Raw genomic sequence first — 15,985 nt, 5'->3', positions numbered from 1 at the left:
AGTTAGAAAATCAGGCTTAAAAAAGTCAGCGTTTTCTAGTTAGTTGCTACAATTGTTCTTTTTAAGAATTTTTGCTCTGTGTACCTGTAAATAGCAGTAGTTAGCAGGCCTAATAAAATACCTAATATCATGCCGCAAAAAACATCAATAGGGTAGTGTACACCTACGTAAACTTGTGCAAAACTAATGGCTGCAGCCCATAAAATCCCGATAGGTAAAATGGCTTTCCATTTGCGATAAAAAACGCCAATTAGGAACACCGCAATAGCAAAATGGTTGGTGGCATGAGAAGAAGGGAAACTTTTGCCGCCACCGCAGGATACGCGATGAATAATTTGATCTGCCAAACGTATTTCATTGCAGGGTCTTATTCTGCCAACATTTGGCTTGATAATTTTTGCTGAAATTCCATCTCCCAATGCAAAAGTTAAAAGTACACCGCCAATAATAAATAGCCCGGCTTTTTTGTATTGCCTGATACAGAATATAACGATGAACAAGTACAAAGGCGACCAAAAAAAGCGGTTGCGTAGTAAAGGCATAAGCCAGTCGAAAAAATCGTTGCTTAAACTGCGATGTATCTTTAAAAATAGTTCGGTATCGAACTGTAAGAGCTCTTGCATCATGCTTTTTTACAAACTAAAATTAATCGGTCCGATTTCAGTTCATCAAATGCTTCTAAATGGTAATTGCCGAATTTTTCTACGATTTGCAGGCCGCTTTTTTCGAGCATCGTTTCAAAATCACTCAATAAAAAAGCTTGCACACGCTCTTCAAAGGCATAATCTTTTAATCGGTGTTCAAAGTTAATGTGCTTGATAATTTTTCCTTCGGCCACAAATTTAGAGAGATGAAACTCTATACCATCAATGGTTTTAATTTCTTGGTGGGTTAAGTTTTTGATAATTTTTTGCGTGTTGAAATAATCGATCACAAAAGTACCATCATCTTTCAAACTTTTTCTAAAAGCTTTTAAGGCATTTACATGGTCTTTTTCTGTTTCGAAATAGCCAAAGCTGGTAAAAAGATTTAAAGCAACATCAAAATAATTGATGTAAGAGAGTTTACGCATATCATGCACATAGAAATGTAAGTTCTTTTGCTCAAACTGCTGTGCGTATTTAATATTTTGTTCAGAAAGGTCGATGCCTGTAACATCGTAACCTTTTTTATTTAGATAAATGGCGTGCCTACCTCTGCCACAGGCTATATCAATAATTTTGCTATCGGCCTTTGGTTTCAAATGAGCTAATAAATTATCAATCAATAATTCAGCTTCTTCATCATTTCGGTTGCCATAAAGTATATGATAGTATGGCGAATTAAACCAATATTGAAACCATTTACGTTGCATTTTTACTCTTTTTTAGGTCGACAAATATAGTGTTTATGCAATTATGTTGCATATAAAAGTTTGCTGCTTTGGGTGTTTGTACAGCTAAATTTAGTGTTATTAATTTTAAATTAATAATGTATCTACTACCTAACTCATAGATTTACTTGAAGTTTAAATGTCAAAAACATGATGATGAACATCAACTTTAAGCATTTATTTTTCTTAATTTTGGGCAAAAAATAAACGACTTGACTTTAATTAAATCCATCTCTGGTATAAGGGGCACTATTGGCGGCAAGGCTGGCGATGGTTTAACCCCAATTGACGTAGTAAAATTTACAGCTGCTTTTGGTTCGTGGGTAATCAGCAAAGCTGAAAATAAAAGAATAGTAATTGGCCGCGATGCCCGTATTTCGGGCGAAATGGTAAATAATTTGGTGGTGGGTACTTTGCAAGGGCTGGGTATTGAAGTGATTGACCTTGGTTTATCAACTACGCCTACCGTAGAAATTGCGGTTCCGTTAGAAAAAGCAGCTGGTGGAATTATTTTAACTGCAAGCCACAACCCAAAACAATGGAATGCACTAAAACTGTTAAATGCCAAAGGCGAATTTATTAGTGATACCGATGGTAAAGAGGTTTTAGAAATTGCAGAAAATTCGGATTTCAGCTTTGCTGAAGTAGACGAGCTTGGCCAAGTAAGAAAAGACGATACTTATATACAAAAACATATTGATGCGATATTAGCTTTGCCTTTGGTAGATGTGGATGCCATCAAGAAAGCCAATTTTAAGGTAGCTATTGATTGTGTGAACTCTACAGGAGGTATTTTTCTTCCACCTTTGTTGAAAGCTTTAGGTGTTGATACCGTTTACGAATTGTATTGCGAACCGAATGGGCAATTTCCTCATAATCCGGAGCCACTGCCAGAAAATTTGACAGAAATTGCTAAAGTAGTACAACAAAACAATGCCGATTTGGGTATTGTAGTAGATCCAGATGTGGATAGGTTAGCATTAGTAAACGAAGATGGCTCTATGTTTGGCGAAGAATATACGTTGGTAGCTGTAGCAGACTATGTACTGAAAAACACACCTGGTAATACGGTTTCTAATCTTTCGTCTACAAGGGCATTAAGAGATGTAACAGAAAAAGCGGGTCAGCAATACAATGCAGCTGCGGTAGGAGAGGTAAACGTAGTTAACCAAATGAAAGCAACCAACGCTATTATTGGTGGCGAAGGAAACGGCGGTGTGATCTATCCAGAATCGCACTATGGCAGAGACGCTTTGGTTGGTATTGCATTGTTCCTGTCGCACTTGGCAAAATTTGGCAAACCTATTTCTGTATTAAGAGCAAGTTACCCATCGTATCATATCTCTAAAAACAAGATTACCTTAACACCAGAAATGGATATCGATGCCTTGTTAAAAGAGGTAGAAGGAAAATATGAAAAGCAACCCCATAGCACTATAGATGGGCTTAAAATTGAGTTCGATAAATCGTGGGTACACTTACGCAGATCTAACACCGAGCCAATTATTCGTATCTACAGCGAGGCAGAAAATGAAACTACAGCCGAGAATTTGGCGCAAAAAATCATCTCTGATATTAAAGAAATATTGCAGATAAGCTAATTAGGGACTAGGGATTAGGCGTTAGGACTTAGTTTTGAAGCTAAATTTACTAATACCTAACTCCTAGCAACTAAAAATGAACTAACACACACTTATAAAAATGAAACGAGTTTATTTAGATAACGCTGCTACCACGCCGCTAGACCCGGTTGTAGTTGCAGAGATGACCAACGTAATGACAAATTACTTCGGAAATCCTTCTGCGATACATGCTTTGGGTAGAGAGGTAAGAACTTTGGTAGAGAAGGCACGTAAAACGGTAGCCTCATTATTGAATGCTTCGCCGTCAGAAATTTTCTTTACTTCGGGAGGTACAGAGGCAGATAATACGGCCATTCGTTGTGGCATTGCCGCCTATGGTATTAAACACGCTATTACCTCTAAAATAGAACACCATGCTGTAGAGCATACTTTAAGTATGTTGCTTAAAGATGGCGTTATCGATAAACTGAGTTTTGTAAATATTGATGAAAAAGGTAATGTTGATTATGCGCACTTAGAAGAACTGTTGCAAAACAACGACCGCACTTTTGTTTCGTTAATGCATGCCAACAACGAGCTAGGTACCTTAACTGATATGGAAAAAGTGGGCGATTTGTGCGAAAAGTACAATGCCATTTACCATGCAGATACCGTACAAACTATGGGGCATTACGTTCATGATGTGCGTAAACTGAAAGCTCATTTTATTGTTTGTGCTGCACATAAATTACACGGCCCAAAAGGGGTAGGTTTTTTATATGTAAATAACAGCATCAAAATACCACCAATGATTTATGGTGGTGCGCAAGAACGCAACATGCGTGGTGGCACCGAAAATGTATATGGTATTGTGGGCTTGTCAAAAGCTTTAGAAATTGCTTACACAGAAATGGAAGCACACCAAAAGCATGTACAGGATTTGAAAGATTACATGAAAGCGCAGCTAATTGCCGAAGTGCCGGGTATTGCTTTTAACGGCGAAACTGATGCTGATAAAAGTTTGTATACGGTTTTAAACGTTTCTTTCCCAGAAATGGATATGGCAGATATGTTGTTGTTTAATTTGGATATTAACGGTATCTGTGCTTCGGGCGGTAGTGCGTGTTCGTCTGGGTCTAATATTGGTTCTCACGTTTTAAACGGCATTAAAGCAGATCCAAATCGCCCTGCGGTACGTTTTTCTTTTAGCAAATACACCACAAAAGAAGAAATAGATTACACCTTAGAGAAAGTGAAAATGGTGGTTAAGCAAAACGCTTTGGCTTAATCTTTATCAACTTGTTGGGAAGAGAGAAATCGTAATGGTTTCTCTCTTTTGTTTTTAGAAGAGCAGGTTCTCTGTTCTTTTCTTCCTCCAGTCCCGCTTTCCGCTACAATCTTTTTGTGTTCGCTCTGTCTTCCATAGTTGTCATGCTGAGTTTATCGAAGCATCTACAAAATAGCGGCTATCCTTCAACAAGCTCAGGATGACATAACAAAAAGTATTTTGCTACAATCGGGTCTAATTTACCTCAACCTGTGCTTCTAAAATAGCCAGTCTGAGCAATTGCAAAAAAAAGCGTTCCACCACATTATCTTCGAAATTAGACGCCTATCTTTGTGCTCTTCGTGTCTCAGTGTTAACAATTTTAAATTATTTACGCTTGTAAATTTGCTTATAACCCAACTAACCAGCAAACTGGTAAACCAATTTACTGATTATCGCCAAAACATTAACTAAACTTGCTTTTTTTTTATTAGTATTGTAATTAGAACCATTGTTGATTATCAACATAAAAACAAATTAACCATTATAAACCTTTCGAACCCCTTAAAGTTATGCATGTAAACAGCACAACCGAGGAAAAAGAAATCGTAACCCAACAAAAATCTAAACTGGGCGTACGGTTATTTTTCATTTACCTAATCTGCTATGCAGGTTTTGTTGCACTCGGTGTATTTAACTACGAACTACTATCTACTACCGTGTTTTCTGGACTAAACCTAGCCATAGTTTACGGCATTGGTTTAATTGTATTTGCCGTTATTATGGGTATCATCTATAATTATTACTGCACGAAATATGAGGATGATGCCGATAAACAAGAGGAATTAGTGAAGGGAGATCAAAGATGATTTATGATATTTCGATTACTGCGCTGATTTTCTTTTGCATTTTCGTGGGCTTAGTGCTCGGCCTATCCTTTTATTTTGGCCGCAAGAAGAGCGATTCTTCGTCGTATTATGCTGCGGGCGGGCAAATCCATTGGGCGGTTAACGGTATTGCTTTTGCTGGCGATTACTTATCTGCAGCCTCGTTTCTTGGTATTTGCGGTATGATTGCCGTTGCAGGTTTCGATGGGTTTCTATACGCTATCGGTTTTTTAGCAGGGTGGATTGTAGCGCTGTTTTTAATTGCAGAGCCTTTCAAGCGCTTGGGCAAATATACCTTTACCGATGCTTTAAACTCAAAATTCAACTCAAGGGCAATTACTTTAGCTGCATCGGTTAGTACATTAATTATCTCAGTGTTTTACCTTATACCACAAATGGTTGGGGCGGGAGACCTGGTTATGCCACTATTAGGCTTACCACATTGGGCTGGCGTAATTTTAGTAGGTGCAATTGTAATTGCCATTGTGGCCAGTGCAGGCATGGCATCAACTACCTATGTGCAATTTTTAAAAGGTGGATTGCTTATTGTACTTTCCTTAATTTTAACTGCATATATTCTTAAAAATGGTCTAACATTATCTCCCGGAAACAAGGAAAATCCTTACCATACATTTACAGAGCTAAAGCCGCAAGTAAACGGAGATAAAGTTACGGTTGTTCCTAATTGGGAGTTGGTAAGTCAGCAAAATGTTGGTGGCAAAAACTTTGTGAAATTAAGTCAGAATGGTATAGAAAGATGGTTTGTTTTAAGTACGCCTAATGGCGAGCCAGTGCTTAAAGAAACCTTGACCATTGTGCAAAAAGCCAATGGCGAGAAATTATACAATGGAGAAACTAAAGACAAGAGGAAATTTTATCAGGTTGGTCATTTAAGTAAAATCATTGTTAATGGCAAAGAAGTAGATAAAACAGGTGCATTAGGCCCTTTTCAGTATTTATCCACCATTAAAGAAAGTCAAGTAGTGCGCTTTTTGCAGACTAAACTTACAGATGGAACCGACCAGGTTGCGATTTATTACCCCGAAGTTACGGCCGGTGCTAAATTTATGTTGCCAGGTTTGAAATATAAAATAGGTACAGATGCTAGCCTGTGGAGTAAATTGGATTTTGTATCGTTAATGTTGGCGCTGTTTTTAGGAACAGCTGCTTTACCACACATCCTTATCCGTTACTATACTGTAAAAACACCTCGTGATGCACGTAAATCAACCATTTTAGCTATTGCAGCCATTGGCGGTTTTTATATTTTAACTTTGTTTATTGGCCTTGGTGCCGGTGTTAATGGCGTAATGGATGTAGAATCTAGCAACATGGCTGCTCCTTTATTAGCTAAGGCCTTTGGCGCAGTGCTGTTTTCTATTATCTCTGCTGTAGCTTTTGCTACAGTTTTGGGTACGGTAGCTGGATTAATTGTAGCTTCATCGGGTGCTATAGCGCATGATTTTATTGATATTTATTTAAAGAAAAACCTAACCGACGACAATAAAGTTAAAGTAGGTAAGATAGCAGCAGTGGTAGTTGGTGTTTTCGCTATTTTATTAGGGATGGCATTCAAAGGTATCAACGTTTCGTTTTTAGTAGGTTGGGCTTTTGCTATTGCAGCTTCTGCTAATTTACCGGCAATTTTGTTCTTGTTGTTTTGGAAACGAACATCGTCAACCGGTATTTCTGCATCAATTGTGGTAGGTATTGTGGCTTCTTTAGCTATTATTTTAACCTCGCCAACCATGTGGGATAAATATGGTTTAGGAGCAGAAAATGCAATGCATCAAATGGAAAACCCTGCATTAATTTCGTTTCCGCTAGCGGTATTAACGGTGTACGTGTTTTCAATTTTATATCCTAAAAAGGAAGTTAGAATAGTAGAAGCTGCTTAAAATTTTTTTTACTTGCGTGTCAGTCTGAGCTTGTCGAAGACTGTTTTTCATAAAGTGTTTCGACAAACTCAACATGACGAGATGTATAAAACAACAAAGCCATTGTTATTTACACTGGCTTTGTTGTTTTATGATCCCATCCACTTCGGATTACTTTTCAAAACCTCGGCATGAATTGCACAAGAAGCATCGTGAGCGCCTGGCAAATAACCAATACTCATTAAAAACTCGCCAACTATTTCTCCGCCAGTAAATTTGAAAGTTTTTTTAAAGAGCTTAACCCACTCTGCTTTGGTTTTAGGATGATGATGCTCCAACCATTTTTCGAAACTGCCAAATTCTTGCTGTATGCCTAAAATAGTCTTCGCATTTTCTATGGCGGCATTTACTTTTAGTTTGTTTCGGATGATACCGGGGTCTTGTAATAAACGTTGCCTATCCGCTTCGTTAAAATTAGCTACTTTCTTGATATCAAAATCCGCGTAAGCTTTTCTAAAACCTTCTTCTTTTTTTAAAATAGTTTCCCAGCTTAAACCCGCTTGGTTGATTTCTAAAATTAACCTGCCAAACAACTCATTATCATCATGTATAGGGAAGCCGTAATGGTTGTCATGATAGTTAGCATGCAAAGCCTTACGTTCTTCGGGTTGCATATTTGGTATTGCACTACAATAGCTCATATAGAAGTATTTGTTTACTTGCAAAAATAAGCATCGTACTGACAACCCTATGGCAGTACGAAAAATTATTTAACTAAGCTCTATCATCTCCTTCCAGTGGTAAAATTTAACTTTTTCCGTTGGTATTTGCGCAGCTTTTATCATTGCTTTTGCAATATTTTCGGCGGTAATTCCTTTGTATTTATTCAGTTTGCCCACCAATAAAAGGTTAGCTACCGAGAATATTTTGATGAATATCTTTTCTAAAGGCCTGCTTTCTGCTCTGTTGCCCATAATTATTGAAGGACGGAAGATATGCGTATGCTCAAAGCCAACCGCAATAACATCTCTTTCTGCTTCGCCTTTAGTTTTCGTATAGAAGATGTTCGATTTGGCATTAGCCCCCACTGCCGATAGCAACATTACTGCACTTGCGCCATTTGCTTTGGTCAGCTGCGCAGCTAGCACCGGGTAATCATGGTCTATTTGATAATACTCTTTTTGATCTGGAGTTTTCTTTTTAGTGGTTCCCAACGAAATAAAAACATCATCTGCAGCCAAATATGCTGCGTTTTGTGCTAAGCTATGATAATCGGCAATTACCATTTTTAATTTTGGATGCTGAATGTTCAATGGTTTACGTACAACTATAGTTACTTCGCTGTAGGTATCGCTTTGCAATAAATTACTTAATAAATAGCTGCCGATAAAACCGCTTGCCCCAAAAATAATTGCTTTTTTCATCTTTTTTTAAATTGATGTATGATGTTACAAACAAATTTGAAAACGAGTTTGTTAGAAAAATGTACCAAAACTTTAATAGCATGGAAAATTATAAAGATAAAAAAGAAAAAGAGACCAAGGTTGACTTGATTGATATCGATGATACAAAGCCAGCTAGAAGCGAAGAGAATATTGAAAAAGCTCCTACTTCTGCAGTAGAAACTAAATTTAATAAAAATCATACCCGCAGGCACGAGCCAATGGGTGGCAGTCATGAACCTGGCACCACTCCGGGCACTGGATTTTAAATTAAGGAATAAATGTATGGACCTAAGCCACGGCAATTAAGCTGTGGCTTTTTTAGTTCATATAAAATGACTAAAAGAAAAATAGTTTAATTTATAAACGTTCTATATTTCAAATATTTCTTTTAGGGTTGTTTACAGGCTTAGCACTTAAAGTGTTAACACTTATATTTGTTCAGTCCTAATCCCCTAAATCATGGATGATTTTTTAGCTGCCCGTTCGCAAATGGCCCTTTCGTTGGGGTTTCACATTATTTACGCTTGTATTGGTATGGTAATGCCGTTTTTTATGGCTGTTTCGCACTACAAGTGGTTAACAACCAATAGCGAGGTTTATAAGCACATTACAAAAGCTTGGAGCAAGGGGGTTGCCATTTTCTTTGCTACGGGTGCTGTTTCTGGTACCATGCTCTCGTTCGAATTAGGTTTGCTTTGGCCTAAGTTTATGGAACATGCTGGGCCAATTTTTGGAATGCCTTTTTCGTTAGAAGGAACTGCTTTTTTCATTGAAGCCATTGCCTTGGGCTTTTTCCTTTACGGTTGGGATAAACTGAATAAATGGTTTCACTGGTTTACGGGAGTGGTGGTTGGCGTGAGTGGCTTGGCTTCGGGAATTTTGGTGGTAGCGGCCAACGCTTGGATGAATAGCCCGGCAGGGTTTAATTACGTAAATGGCCAATACACCAATATTGACCCTATAAAAGCAATGTTTAACGATGCTTGGTTTACACAGGCCTTGCACATGTGTTTGGCTGCTTTTACGGCTACCGGATTTGCTGTAGCTGGCGTTCATGCTTTAATGCTGTTGAAAAAGCAGCACAACGATTTTCACTATAAATCATTTAAAATTGCTGCTACTTTTGCAACCATTTGTGCATTATTGCAGCCCATAAGTGGAGATATTTCTGCAAAAGATGTTGCCCAACGCCAACCTGCCAAGCTTGCGGCAATGGAAGCGCTATACAAAACCGAACAACCTGCTCCCTTGTTGATTGGTGGTATTGTAGATGAAAAAAATAAAACCGTAAAAAATTATATTGAAATTCCTGGAGCATTGAGTTTTTTGGCGCATGGCGATTTTAATGCAGAGGTAAAAGGTTTAGATCAAATTCCTGAAGACGAACATCCACTAGGTAGCCATTACACATTACGCTTTCCAAATTATGGTGGGTTTGGGAACGGTAATGATGATGATATCTTTGATTTATTTCTTCATTTTGTGGCGGAGAAAAACGATTTTGAACACTAAATGGCTGCTTAAACTTTTCGTGTTTGCTATTCCGTTGGGCTATATCGCTCTAGAAGCTGGTTGGGTAGTAACCGAAGTGGGTAGACAGCCTTGGATCATTAACGGCATTATGCGAACCATTGATGCGGTAACCCCTATGCCGGGCATTGCTTGGTCCTTCTATTTGTTTTCTGCCATTTATTTCTCGTTAAGCTTAATCGTTATCTTTTTGCTGTATCGCCAAATTAAAATGGTTCCGGTGCTTTATCAATCCTCAAATATTGATCAATAATGGAACAGGTAGTCATTGCTTTTTTATGTTTAGCCATTTTGCTCTATTTTTTATTAGGCGGGGCCGATTTTGGAGCTGGAATTATCGAACTGTTTACTTCTACAAAAAACAGAAGTCGTACCCGTAAAACCATGTACCATGCCATTGGCCCAGTTTGGGAAGCCAACCACATGTGGTTAATTATTGCAATCGTGATCTTGTTTGTGGCTTTTCCTCGAATTTATACTACCATGTCGGTTCATTTGCATATCCCTTTAGCCATTATGCTTATTGGTATTATTGCTCGTGGTACGGCCTTTGTGTTTAGGCATTATGATGCCGTTAAAGATGATATGCAGTGGCTATATAATCGTATTTTTAGGTATTCGAGTTTTTTAACCGCATTGTTTCTGGGTATTTTAGCCGGAAGTGTCTTGTCTGGAAAGATAGATCCTGTTGCAACCAACTTTACTGATGCCTATATTTTCGGCTGGTTAAATTGGTTTTCTATCTCTGTTGGTTTGTTTACTACCGCTTTGTGCGGTTTTTTAGCGGCAATTTATTTAATAGGAGAATGTAAAACTAAAGAAGACAAAAATCGGTTCATCAAAAAAGCTGAATACATGAATGTGGCAGCAGTTGTTTTCGGAGCGATGGTTTTTTTTAGCGCCGCTATGGAAGATGTTCCTTTGATGAATTGGGTAATTTACAACAGAGTTGGATTAAGTGCCGTGATTTTAGCAAGTCTTTCTTTAGTGTTGCTATGGTATCTCTTGTTGAAAGGAAAGACGAAAATTTTGAGATTGTTGGCCGGTTTTCAGGTAACGATGATTTTAGTTGCCATTAGCTATGCGCATTTTCCTAATTTTATCCGTTTAAAAGGTGGAAATGTGGTTTCTCTGTATGAAACCGTAGCTCCAGAAAAAACGGTGCAGAGTTTGGGATGGGCTTTAGTTTTGGGTAGTTTTTTGATTTTGCCTTTTCTTGGATATTTGTTTTATAAGTTTCAGCAGAAGGAGGAATAGTTGTTTTAAAACCACCTAAGGCGCCTGAGCAAACCTAAGTGTTTATCGAAGATTACGGATTAACCACAAAGACACGAAGAACACCAAGTTTTTTACACAAGAAAACCTTCCAAGAAAATCTAAAAACCTGAGTTCGATTATTATTTGTTTATTTTTATAGCATTTTTTAAACTTATTGAGTTCGCCGACCCTGAAATAAATTCAGGGTGACGGAAAATTGGCGGTTCGTCATGCTGAATTTAGTTCAGCATCAGTTTTAAAGTTTTATTATCAATGGGTTAAAAATCGAACTCAGGTTAAAAAGAACTAAGGTGTCTCAGGTGGTTAAATGAGTTTTATAACCATTTTACGCTTAAAAGTTGGTTTTTTGTACTTTATCATGATAGGGAAGATATTCTGGCAAGGCTGCCGAACCATACCAGTTAAAAATATCAGCATCTAGTAGTTTAGCGCTTACAGCTGGGTCGGTAGCTAGCCAAGTTTTAGCTTCTTCTAAAGATTTGGTGTTAAGGATAAAAATGCCTCGATACTGTTTGTCGTTTTTAGCTAAAGGACCAGCCACTACCAATTTATTTTCTTTAGCTAATCTGTCGATGTTGGTCATGTGTCCTTTAAAAAGGCTATCGGTTTGTGCTTTGGTGGCTGTGGTATTGCTCCCGGTTTTAAGGATAACTAATACGTACATTTTCATGCCATAATTGTCGGCGCCCAGTTTTTTGGCTAGGGCTTCATCATACTTCGGCTTTTCTTGTGCTTGCGATAAAAAAGCAAATAACGCAAAAAATAAAGTAATGAGTATTTTTTTCATTTTCTGATGAGTAGTTTGTGTAGGTTAAGGTAGAAAATGTTTTTGAATAAAATGGTTTGTTTGGTTAATGAACATCCGTTCCGTCAAAATAGATTTCCGTTATAGCTGTATCATCAAACTTCTGTCCTTTGTAAACATCGGTTATTTCAAATTTGACCATCTTGGTTTTAATAGTAGTGCTTTGTGACTAATCGCATACGGCAGCGCTCCAAGTATAACGAGCGTCTAAAGCCCACGAGCTCCGATGGGGTTTCTTGGAAACAGGACTTCGGTAACCAATTGATTACTTCCATTACTTTTCAAAAATTTTTAACTGATATAATCTCTATCTTCGTCGCTTAGCGTACTTTTTGGTTGTTCAGCAGGGTAGTTGCCTTCAATTTCGTCGTTATAGCTGCTGTAGGTTTTGCGTGGTCGGCCTACTAAAAACCCCAATACAAAGCCTATTAAAATGCAGATTCCAATTACCGCTAACTTAGATACGGGTACATCGTCAACAAAAATGAAGTTAAAATCTACGGCGTCTTTGTTGTCCATTAAAAAGATGGTTAATAAGACAGTTACGATAACGATAAATATGGTTTTTGCTTTCATCTTGTACGTTTTTAGGTTTTTCTGTAGTTAAAAGTAATAATTAAACAACAATTCGAAGATAGGGTTTTGATTATAGTTTTTGTTAACGAAAATTAAACGAGCACCAACATCGGCTATAGGTTGGTAGCGAAGTAGGTTCATATCACTGCGCAGCTCTAGCCCAAAAGTTTTAGGCTGCGTTAGGTTATTCTCGTGACCAATATTTTCGTAATGGCTAAAAAAGGTGGCTCTTAGATTTCTTACGTAAGCAAATGATCCAATTTCGAGATCGGGAAACAAAAACGGGAAGCGGTAATTGAATAGGAGTGTATTTTTAAGCAAACTTGTGGCTGCAATTTGGTTGTAGCCATAAACCACAGGAATGTCGTTTACGGCTCTAAAAGTTCCGTTGTTTTGTTGGTAATTAAAACTAGCCAGTAAGGTGTGGTTTTTAGCCAAGCCAGGGAAATACAGGTAGCTCTCTATAGCAAAAATTTTTCCGTTTAAATTTTGCTCAAAAGGTAGGTGTTGGTATTTCAATTCTATTGCTTGCGCCCATTTCGGTGCAATATCTCGCTCTGCACTTCTAATTTGATGGGTAAAACCAAAACGATAGGTTAACGGAAATTCTATGGTACTTACCAGTCTGGAGGCATCAACAGCGTTAAAATGCCTGTTCACATAGTAAGTTCCAGCTTCGCCAATAAAACTGAAATTGTGGTTAAAAGAATTGAAGCTTAGCGGTAATGAAGTAGTTAAGCTGATGTAATCTTCTCGCCACTGGGCTTGTCGTACGGCATTTTGGAAGCGGTAGTAGGCTAGTCGTGGCCGGTTTCGGTAACCTAAATTAATGACCGGATATAGTGCTTTGTACCTAAAACCTGCATTGTACTCTACCCTGCGCAGCGAACTCTCGTAAGTTACACCAGCATAAAAACTAGTGGTGTTCAATAAATCGTCTGATTTGAGTTGTAAGCCCACTCTTTCTACAGCATCATCGGCCGTTGGGCTAATGCTGTGAAAGTTGAACATGTGTTTTAACGGGCTGTAAGGTTTAGAGCTAAACGTGCTATCCGGAACGTTGGCAAATACGTAATCTTCTTTTTGGGTTTCTTGCCCATGGTAAACAAAACTGTTTTCTTGTATTTCGGTTGGGGCTACAGTCGTTTTAGCTACTTCATGCCCCATTAATTTGTAATCGTTAAACAAGAGTGTTTTACCGCTATCGTCAAAACTTGCATTAAAGGCGCCGTATTTAGAAGCCGTTAAAGCGCTTATTTTTTTTGAGGCGGGGTCTATTTCGTAAATATTGTCTACGCCGCTATAATGGGCATTAAAAGCTATTCTGTCGTTAGAAAATATCGGTCTGCTAAGCTGCTGTCTGGTGTTACTAATTAAAACTTCTGTTTTTTGCTTGTTTTTTAACCAAAGGGATTTGCCTTCTTCACTAACACTGATCCAGGCAATTTCGCTGCCATCTAAGTTTAGAGCTGGCGTTTGTAATTGATAGTTTTTTGGATTGGGCAGGCTATCGATAATTTTGCCTGTTTCTAGATCTAGTAGTACCAGATTGTGCTGGTTGCTCATATCTATTTTTACTGCAATCAGTTTTTTCCCATCTCCAGACAGGCTTGGTGCAAATAACCTCGTTTTGTGAGTTAGTTGTTTCTTTCTGCCAGTTTCAAAATCGTAGGTGCAGATAACATTGTAGCTGCGCTGTTTATACCTTGGGTCTTCTCGTCTTTCTTCCCAAACAATTTTTTGGTTTGCATAGCTAAACCAAGGTTGTTCTTGGTAGCCAATTTTAAATAACGTTTTCTCTTTTTGGTCTGCAGAGATCATTACAAAACCTGGGGTTTCGCTCTTGCTTTGCTTAATCACAAGAATGTCTTTATTGGGTAATTGAGTAGGCAAATAAAAGTGCGTTGCATAGCTCGATTTTTTGTTCAAACTTGCATAGTCAATCGACTTGTTTTTTTTGGCTTGTTCTGCCCAATCTTGCTTTAAATTTTCTAAGGTTTGCAGGTAATAATTTTTGGTGTTTTTGCCTGTAAATTTTTTCAAGCTTTGAGAAAATGGATACAACCTAAAAGGTCTTTTGTTAAGGTCCGAAAGTAGTTGATTTCCGATGTCGGTTCCGTACGCTTTTTGTAGTTGCGAATTCATCAAATAGCCGAGTTGGTAATAGCCCGGAGTGATGTCTTTTTCGGAGCCAAAATATGACTTCGAATAAGCGAATTTTTTGCCTTCTAAAAGTGAAGCTCTGAAAGGCATAATCCAGTTGGGTTGTCGCCCTCTTCCGGAGTAGGTCAGGGCGGTCTCGGTACTTACCGCATCTCCCTCTAAAAACCATAAAGGTGTACTTACCCCAATGTACCCAAAATAGATCTCTTCTGGGAATGGGAAACCGTTCTTTCCGGTAAGCTTATCGAACTGAGCTACGTGTCGTAGTTCGTGTACTGTTAGGTTGTTTAGCCAGTCTTGGCTGTCGAACTGCTGCGGAGAGATAGTGTATAGTTGTGATTTTTTTGGGGCTAGCTGCACAAAGCCATTTGAGCTGGTTCCTTGGTTTTGTAAAAGTATAGGGATGATAGTTTTGTTCTCTCTTAGGCTTTTGCCAACGGTAGGGTAGGCGTGGGCAAAGGTGTTGGCCATTCTCTGTGCATCTTTTTCTAGTTCGCTCGGATAAATGATTTTAAAGCCGCTATGCTCAATTTGACGCCATTTTACACTAAGAGGGCTTTGACTTTCATCGAAAAATTGAGGAAAAACATTCGAAAAAGTAAAACTTAAAATAACTGTTGCTAATAATCTGACTTTCAATTTTATGATTTGTTATTTGTTGGCTAATTTGTCTGTTTGCTAATAAATTTAGTTTTTGTGTGTTTGTGTTTGTTTGATTGTTGTGAATTTTTAATTTATTTAAAATATGTAATTGATTGATTTTTAAATGTTTTTGTTTTTTATGTTGGATATTTGATTTTGCTTTTTTATGTTGCTTTTTACTGTGATTTCTCTCCTTTTTAAAGTTCGATAACAACTCTAATATAGGATAAAATTTTGATAAAATGTGTACACTATTTGCGTTGGTTTTTAAGTTTGAAAATTCACGCTATTTTTTAAAATGTATACAGAACGGATCAGAATTTTTAGAGAATTTAATGAAGGTTTTTATATTTCTTACTGCGGTATACCGAAAAAATACTAGCCATTTTAGTTTCGTTAAGCTGGTGGTTTGGTTTCATTATTTTTGATGTTTATTAAATTTCACTTCGCTTTTTGTTTTACACTTAGTGTATATATTTTTTAATTATTTTATGAATTTTGATTGGGTTTTGTTTAGATAGTTTTTTATTTTAACTGATTTGTTTGTGTGTTTTTTGGTGTCGTATTTGTTTTGTTTGCTG

13 protein-coding genes and 1 pseudogene are annotated in these 15,985 nt (G+C 37.7%); 7 read left to right on the top strand and 7 right to left on the bottom strand.

What is annotated here, in order from left to right; translation table 11 throughout:
• Positions 1-35: 35 nt before the first annotated feature.
• Entirely contained in the window at positions 36-626 is a 591-nt protein-coding gene (locus OVA16_RS19040) for a phosphatase PAP2 family protein (protein WP_267762554.1), read from the bottom strand.
• Positions 623-1,354 (bottom strand): class I SAM-dependent methyltransferase, encoded by a 732-nt coding sequence (locus tag OVA16_RS19035; RefSeq protein ID WP_267762552.1) that lies wholly within the window; start codon positions 1,352-1,354, stop codon positions 623-625. Before OVA16_RS19035 ends, OVA16_RS19040 begins: the two co-directional genes overlap by 4 nt.
• A 230-nt stretch (positions 1,355-1,584) precedes the next feature.
• On the opposite strand from OVA16_RS19035, the gene glmM reads away from it, so the two are divergent.
• From glmM to OVA16_RS19015, 4 genes are all read left to right on the top strand, one after another.
• Positions 1,585-2,973 carry a phosphoglucosamine mutase gene (gene glmM / locus OVA16_RS19030; protein ID WP_267762550.1) on the top strand — a complete coding sequence of 463 codons (1,389 nt, stop codon included), beginning with the start codon at positions 1,585-1,587 and terminating at the stop codon, positions 2,971-2,973.
• A 100-nt stretch (positions 2,974-3,073) separates the two neighbouring features.
• Complete coding sequence (locus OVA16_RS19025) at positions 3,074-4,222, top strand: cysteine desulfurase family protein (RefSeq protein ID WP_267762548.1); 1,149 nt, start codon at positions 3,074-3,076, stop codon at positions 4,220-4,222.
• A gap of 551 nt (positions 4,223-4,773) precedes the next feature.
• The gene (locus OVA16_RS19020) at positions 4,774-5,070 is read left to right on the top strand and encodes a DUF485 domain-containing protein (RefSeq protein ID WP_267762547.1); all 297 of its coding nucleotides are present in this window, start codon (positions 4,774-4,776) and stop codon (positions 5,068-5,070) included.
• Positions 5,067-6,986, top strand: coding sequence for a cation acetate symporter (locus tag OVA16_RS19015; RefSeq protein ID WP_267762545.1), 1,920 nt, complete (start codon positions 5,067-5,069; stop codon positions 6,984-6,986). Before OVA16_RS19020 ends, OVA16_RS19015 begins: the two co-directional genes overlap by 4 nt.
• Before the next feature lie 128 nt (positions 6,987-7,114).
• Here the strand turns inward: OVA16_RS19015 and OVA16_RS19010 are convergent, their stop codons facing one another.
• Together OVA16_RS19010 and OVA16_RS19005 are read right to left on the bottom strand one after the other, a co-directional pair.
• The gene (locus tag OVA16_RS19010; protein ID WP_267762543.1) at positions 7,115-7,639 is read right to left on the bottom strand and encodes a DNA-3-methyladenine glycosylase I; all 525 of its coding nucleotides are present in this window, start codon (positions 7,637-7,639) and stop codon (positions 7,115-7,117) included.
• A gap of 96 nt (positions 7,640-7,735) precedes the next feature.
• Positions 7,736-8,389: an oxidoreductase gene (locus tag OVA16_RS19005; protein ID WP_267762542.1), complete on the bottom strand. Its 654-nt coding sequence runs from the start codon at positions 8,387-8,389 to the stop codon at positions 7,736-7,738.
• A 14-nt stretch (positions 8,390-8,403) separates the two neighbouring features.
• Between OVA16_RS19005 and OVA16_RS19000 the strand changes: the two genes are divergently transcribed.
• From OVA16_RS19000 to OVA16_RS18990, 3 genes and pseudogenes are all read left to right on the top strand, one after another.
• Positions 8,404-8,676: a hypothetical protein gene (locus OVA16_RS19000; RefSeq protein ID WP_267762541.1), complete on the top strand. Its 273-nt coding sequence runs from the start codon at positions 8,404-8,406 to the stop codon at positions 8,674-8,676.
• A gap of 193 nt (positions 8,677-8,869) precedes the next feature.
• Positions 8,870-10,193: pseudogene (locus OVA16_RS18995) on the top strand (cytochrome ubiquinol oxidase subunit I).
• Positions 10,193-11,197: a cytochrome d ubiquinol oxidase subunit II gene (locus OVA16_RS18990; RefSeq protein WP_267762539.1), complete on the top strand. Its 1,005-nt coding sequence runs from the start codon at positions 10,193-10,195 to the stop codon at positions 11,195-11,197. The pseudogene OVA16_RS18995 and the gene OVA16_RS18990 overlap by 1 nt, the downstream one beginning before the upstream one ends.
• Positions 11,198-11,549: 352 nt before the next feature.
• On the opposite strand, the gene OVA16_RS18985 is transcribed toward OVA16_RS18990, so the two are convergent.
• From OVA16_RS18985 to OVA16_RS18975, 3 genes are all read right to left on the bottom strand, one after another.
• Positions 11,550-12,005 carry a YciI family protein gene (locus tag OVA16_RS18985; protein ID WP_267762538.1) on the bottom strand — a complete coding sequence of 152 codons (456 nt, stop codon included), beginning with the start codon at positions 12,003-12,005 and terminating at the stop codon, positions 11,550-11,552.
• A gap of 309 nt (positions 12,006-12,314) precedes the next feature.
• The gene (locus OVA16_RS18980) at positions 12,315-12,599 is read right to left on the bottom strand and encodes a LapA family protein (RefSeq protein WP_267762536.1); all 285 of its coding nucleotides are present in this window, start codon (positions 12,597-12,599) and stop codon (positions 12,315-12,317) included.
• A 27-nt stretch (positions 12,600-12,626) separates the two neighbouring features.
• A complete protein-coding gene (locus OVA16_RS18975; protein ID WP_267762535.1) occupies positions 12,627-15,401 on the bottom strand; it encodes a hypothetical protein in 2,775 nt (924 codons plus the stop codon).
• Between the last annotated feature and the right edge of the window lie 584 nt (positions 15,402-15,985).

The organism is Pedobacter sp. SL55 (assembly GCF_026625705.1).
Taxonomy (GTDB): domain Bacteria; phylum Bacteroidota; class Bacteroidia; order Sphingobacteriales; family Sphingobacteriaceae; genus Pedobacter.
Note: the sequence above shows the minus strand (reverse complement) of the source record. Positions and strands in the feature narration are given on the sequence as shown.

Excerpts from the sequence above, each read along its gene's own strand:
- OVA16_RS19040 (WP_267762554.1), bottom strand. The coding sequence starts at position 626 with ATGATGCAAGAGCTCTTACAGTTCGATACCGAACTATTTTTAAAGATA.
- OVA16_RS19035 (WP_267762552.1), bottom strand. The coding sequence starts at position 1,354 with ATGCAACGTAAATGGTTTCAATATTGGTTTAATTCGCCATACTATCAT.
- OVA16_RS19025 (WP_267762548.1), top strand. The coding sequence starts at position 3,074 with ATGAAACGAGTTTATTTAGATAACGCTGCTACCACGCCGCTAGACCCG.
- OVA16_RS19020 (WP_267762547.1), top strand. The coding sequence starts at position 4,774 with ATGCATGTAAACAGCACAACCGAGGAAAAAGAAATCGTAACCCAACAA.
- OVA16_RS19015 (WP_267762545.1), top strand. The coding sequence starts at position 5,067 with ATGATTTATGATATTTCGATTACTGCGCTGATTTTCTTTTGCATTTTC.
- OVA16_RS19010 (WP_267762543.1), bottom strand. The coding sequence starts at position 7,639 with ATGCAACCCGAAGAACGTAAGGCTTTGCATGCTAACTATCATGACAAC.
- OVA16_RS19005 (WP_267762542.1), bottom strand. The coding sequence starts at position 8,389 with ATGAAAAAAGCAATTATTTTTGGGGCAAGCGGTTTTATCGGCAGCTAT.
- OVA16_RS19000 (WP_267762541.1), top strand. The coding sequence starts at position 8,404 with ATGTATGATGTTACAAACAAATTTGAAAACGAGTTTGTTAGAAAAATG.
- OVA16_RS18990 (WP_267762539.1), top strand. The coding sequence starts at position 10,193 with ATGGAACAGGTAGTCATTGCTTTTTTATGTTTAGCCATTTTGCTCTAT.
- OVA16_RS18985 (WP_267762538.1), bottom strand. The coding sequence starts at position 12,005 with ATGAAAAAAATACTCATTACTTTATTTTTTGCGTTATTTGCTTTTTTA.
- OVA16_RS18980 (WP_267762536.1), bottom strand. The coding sequence starts at position 12,599 with ATGAAAGCAAAAACCATATTTATCGTTATCGTAACTGTCTTATTAACC.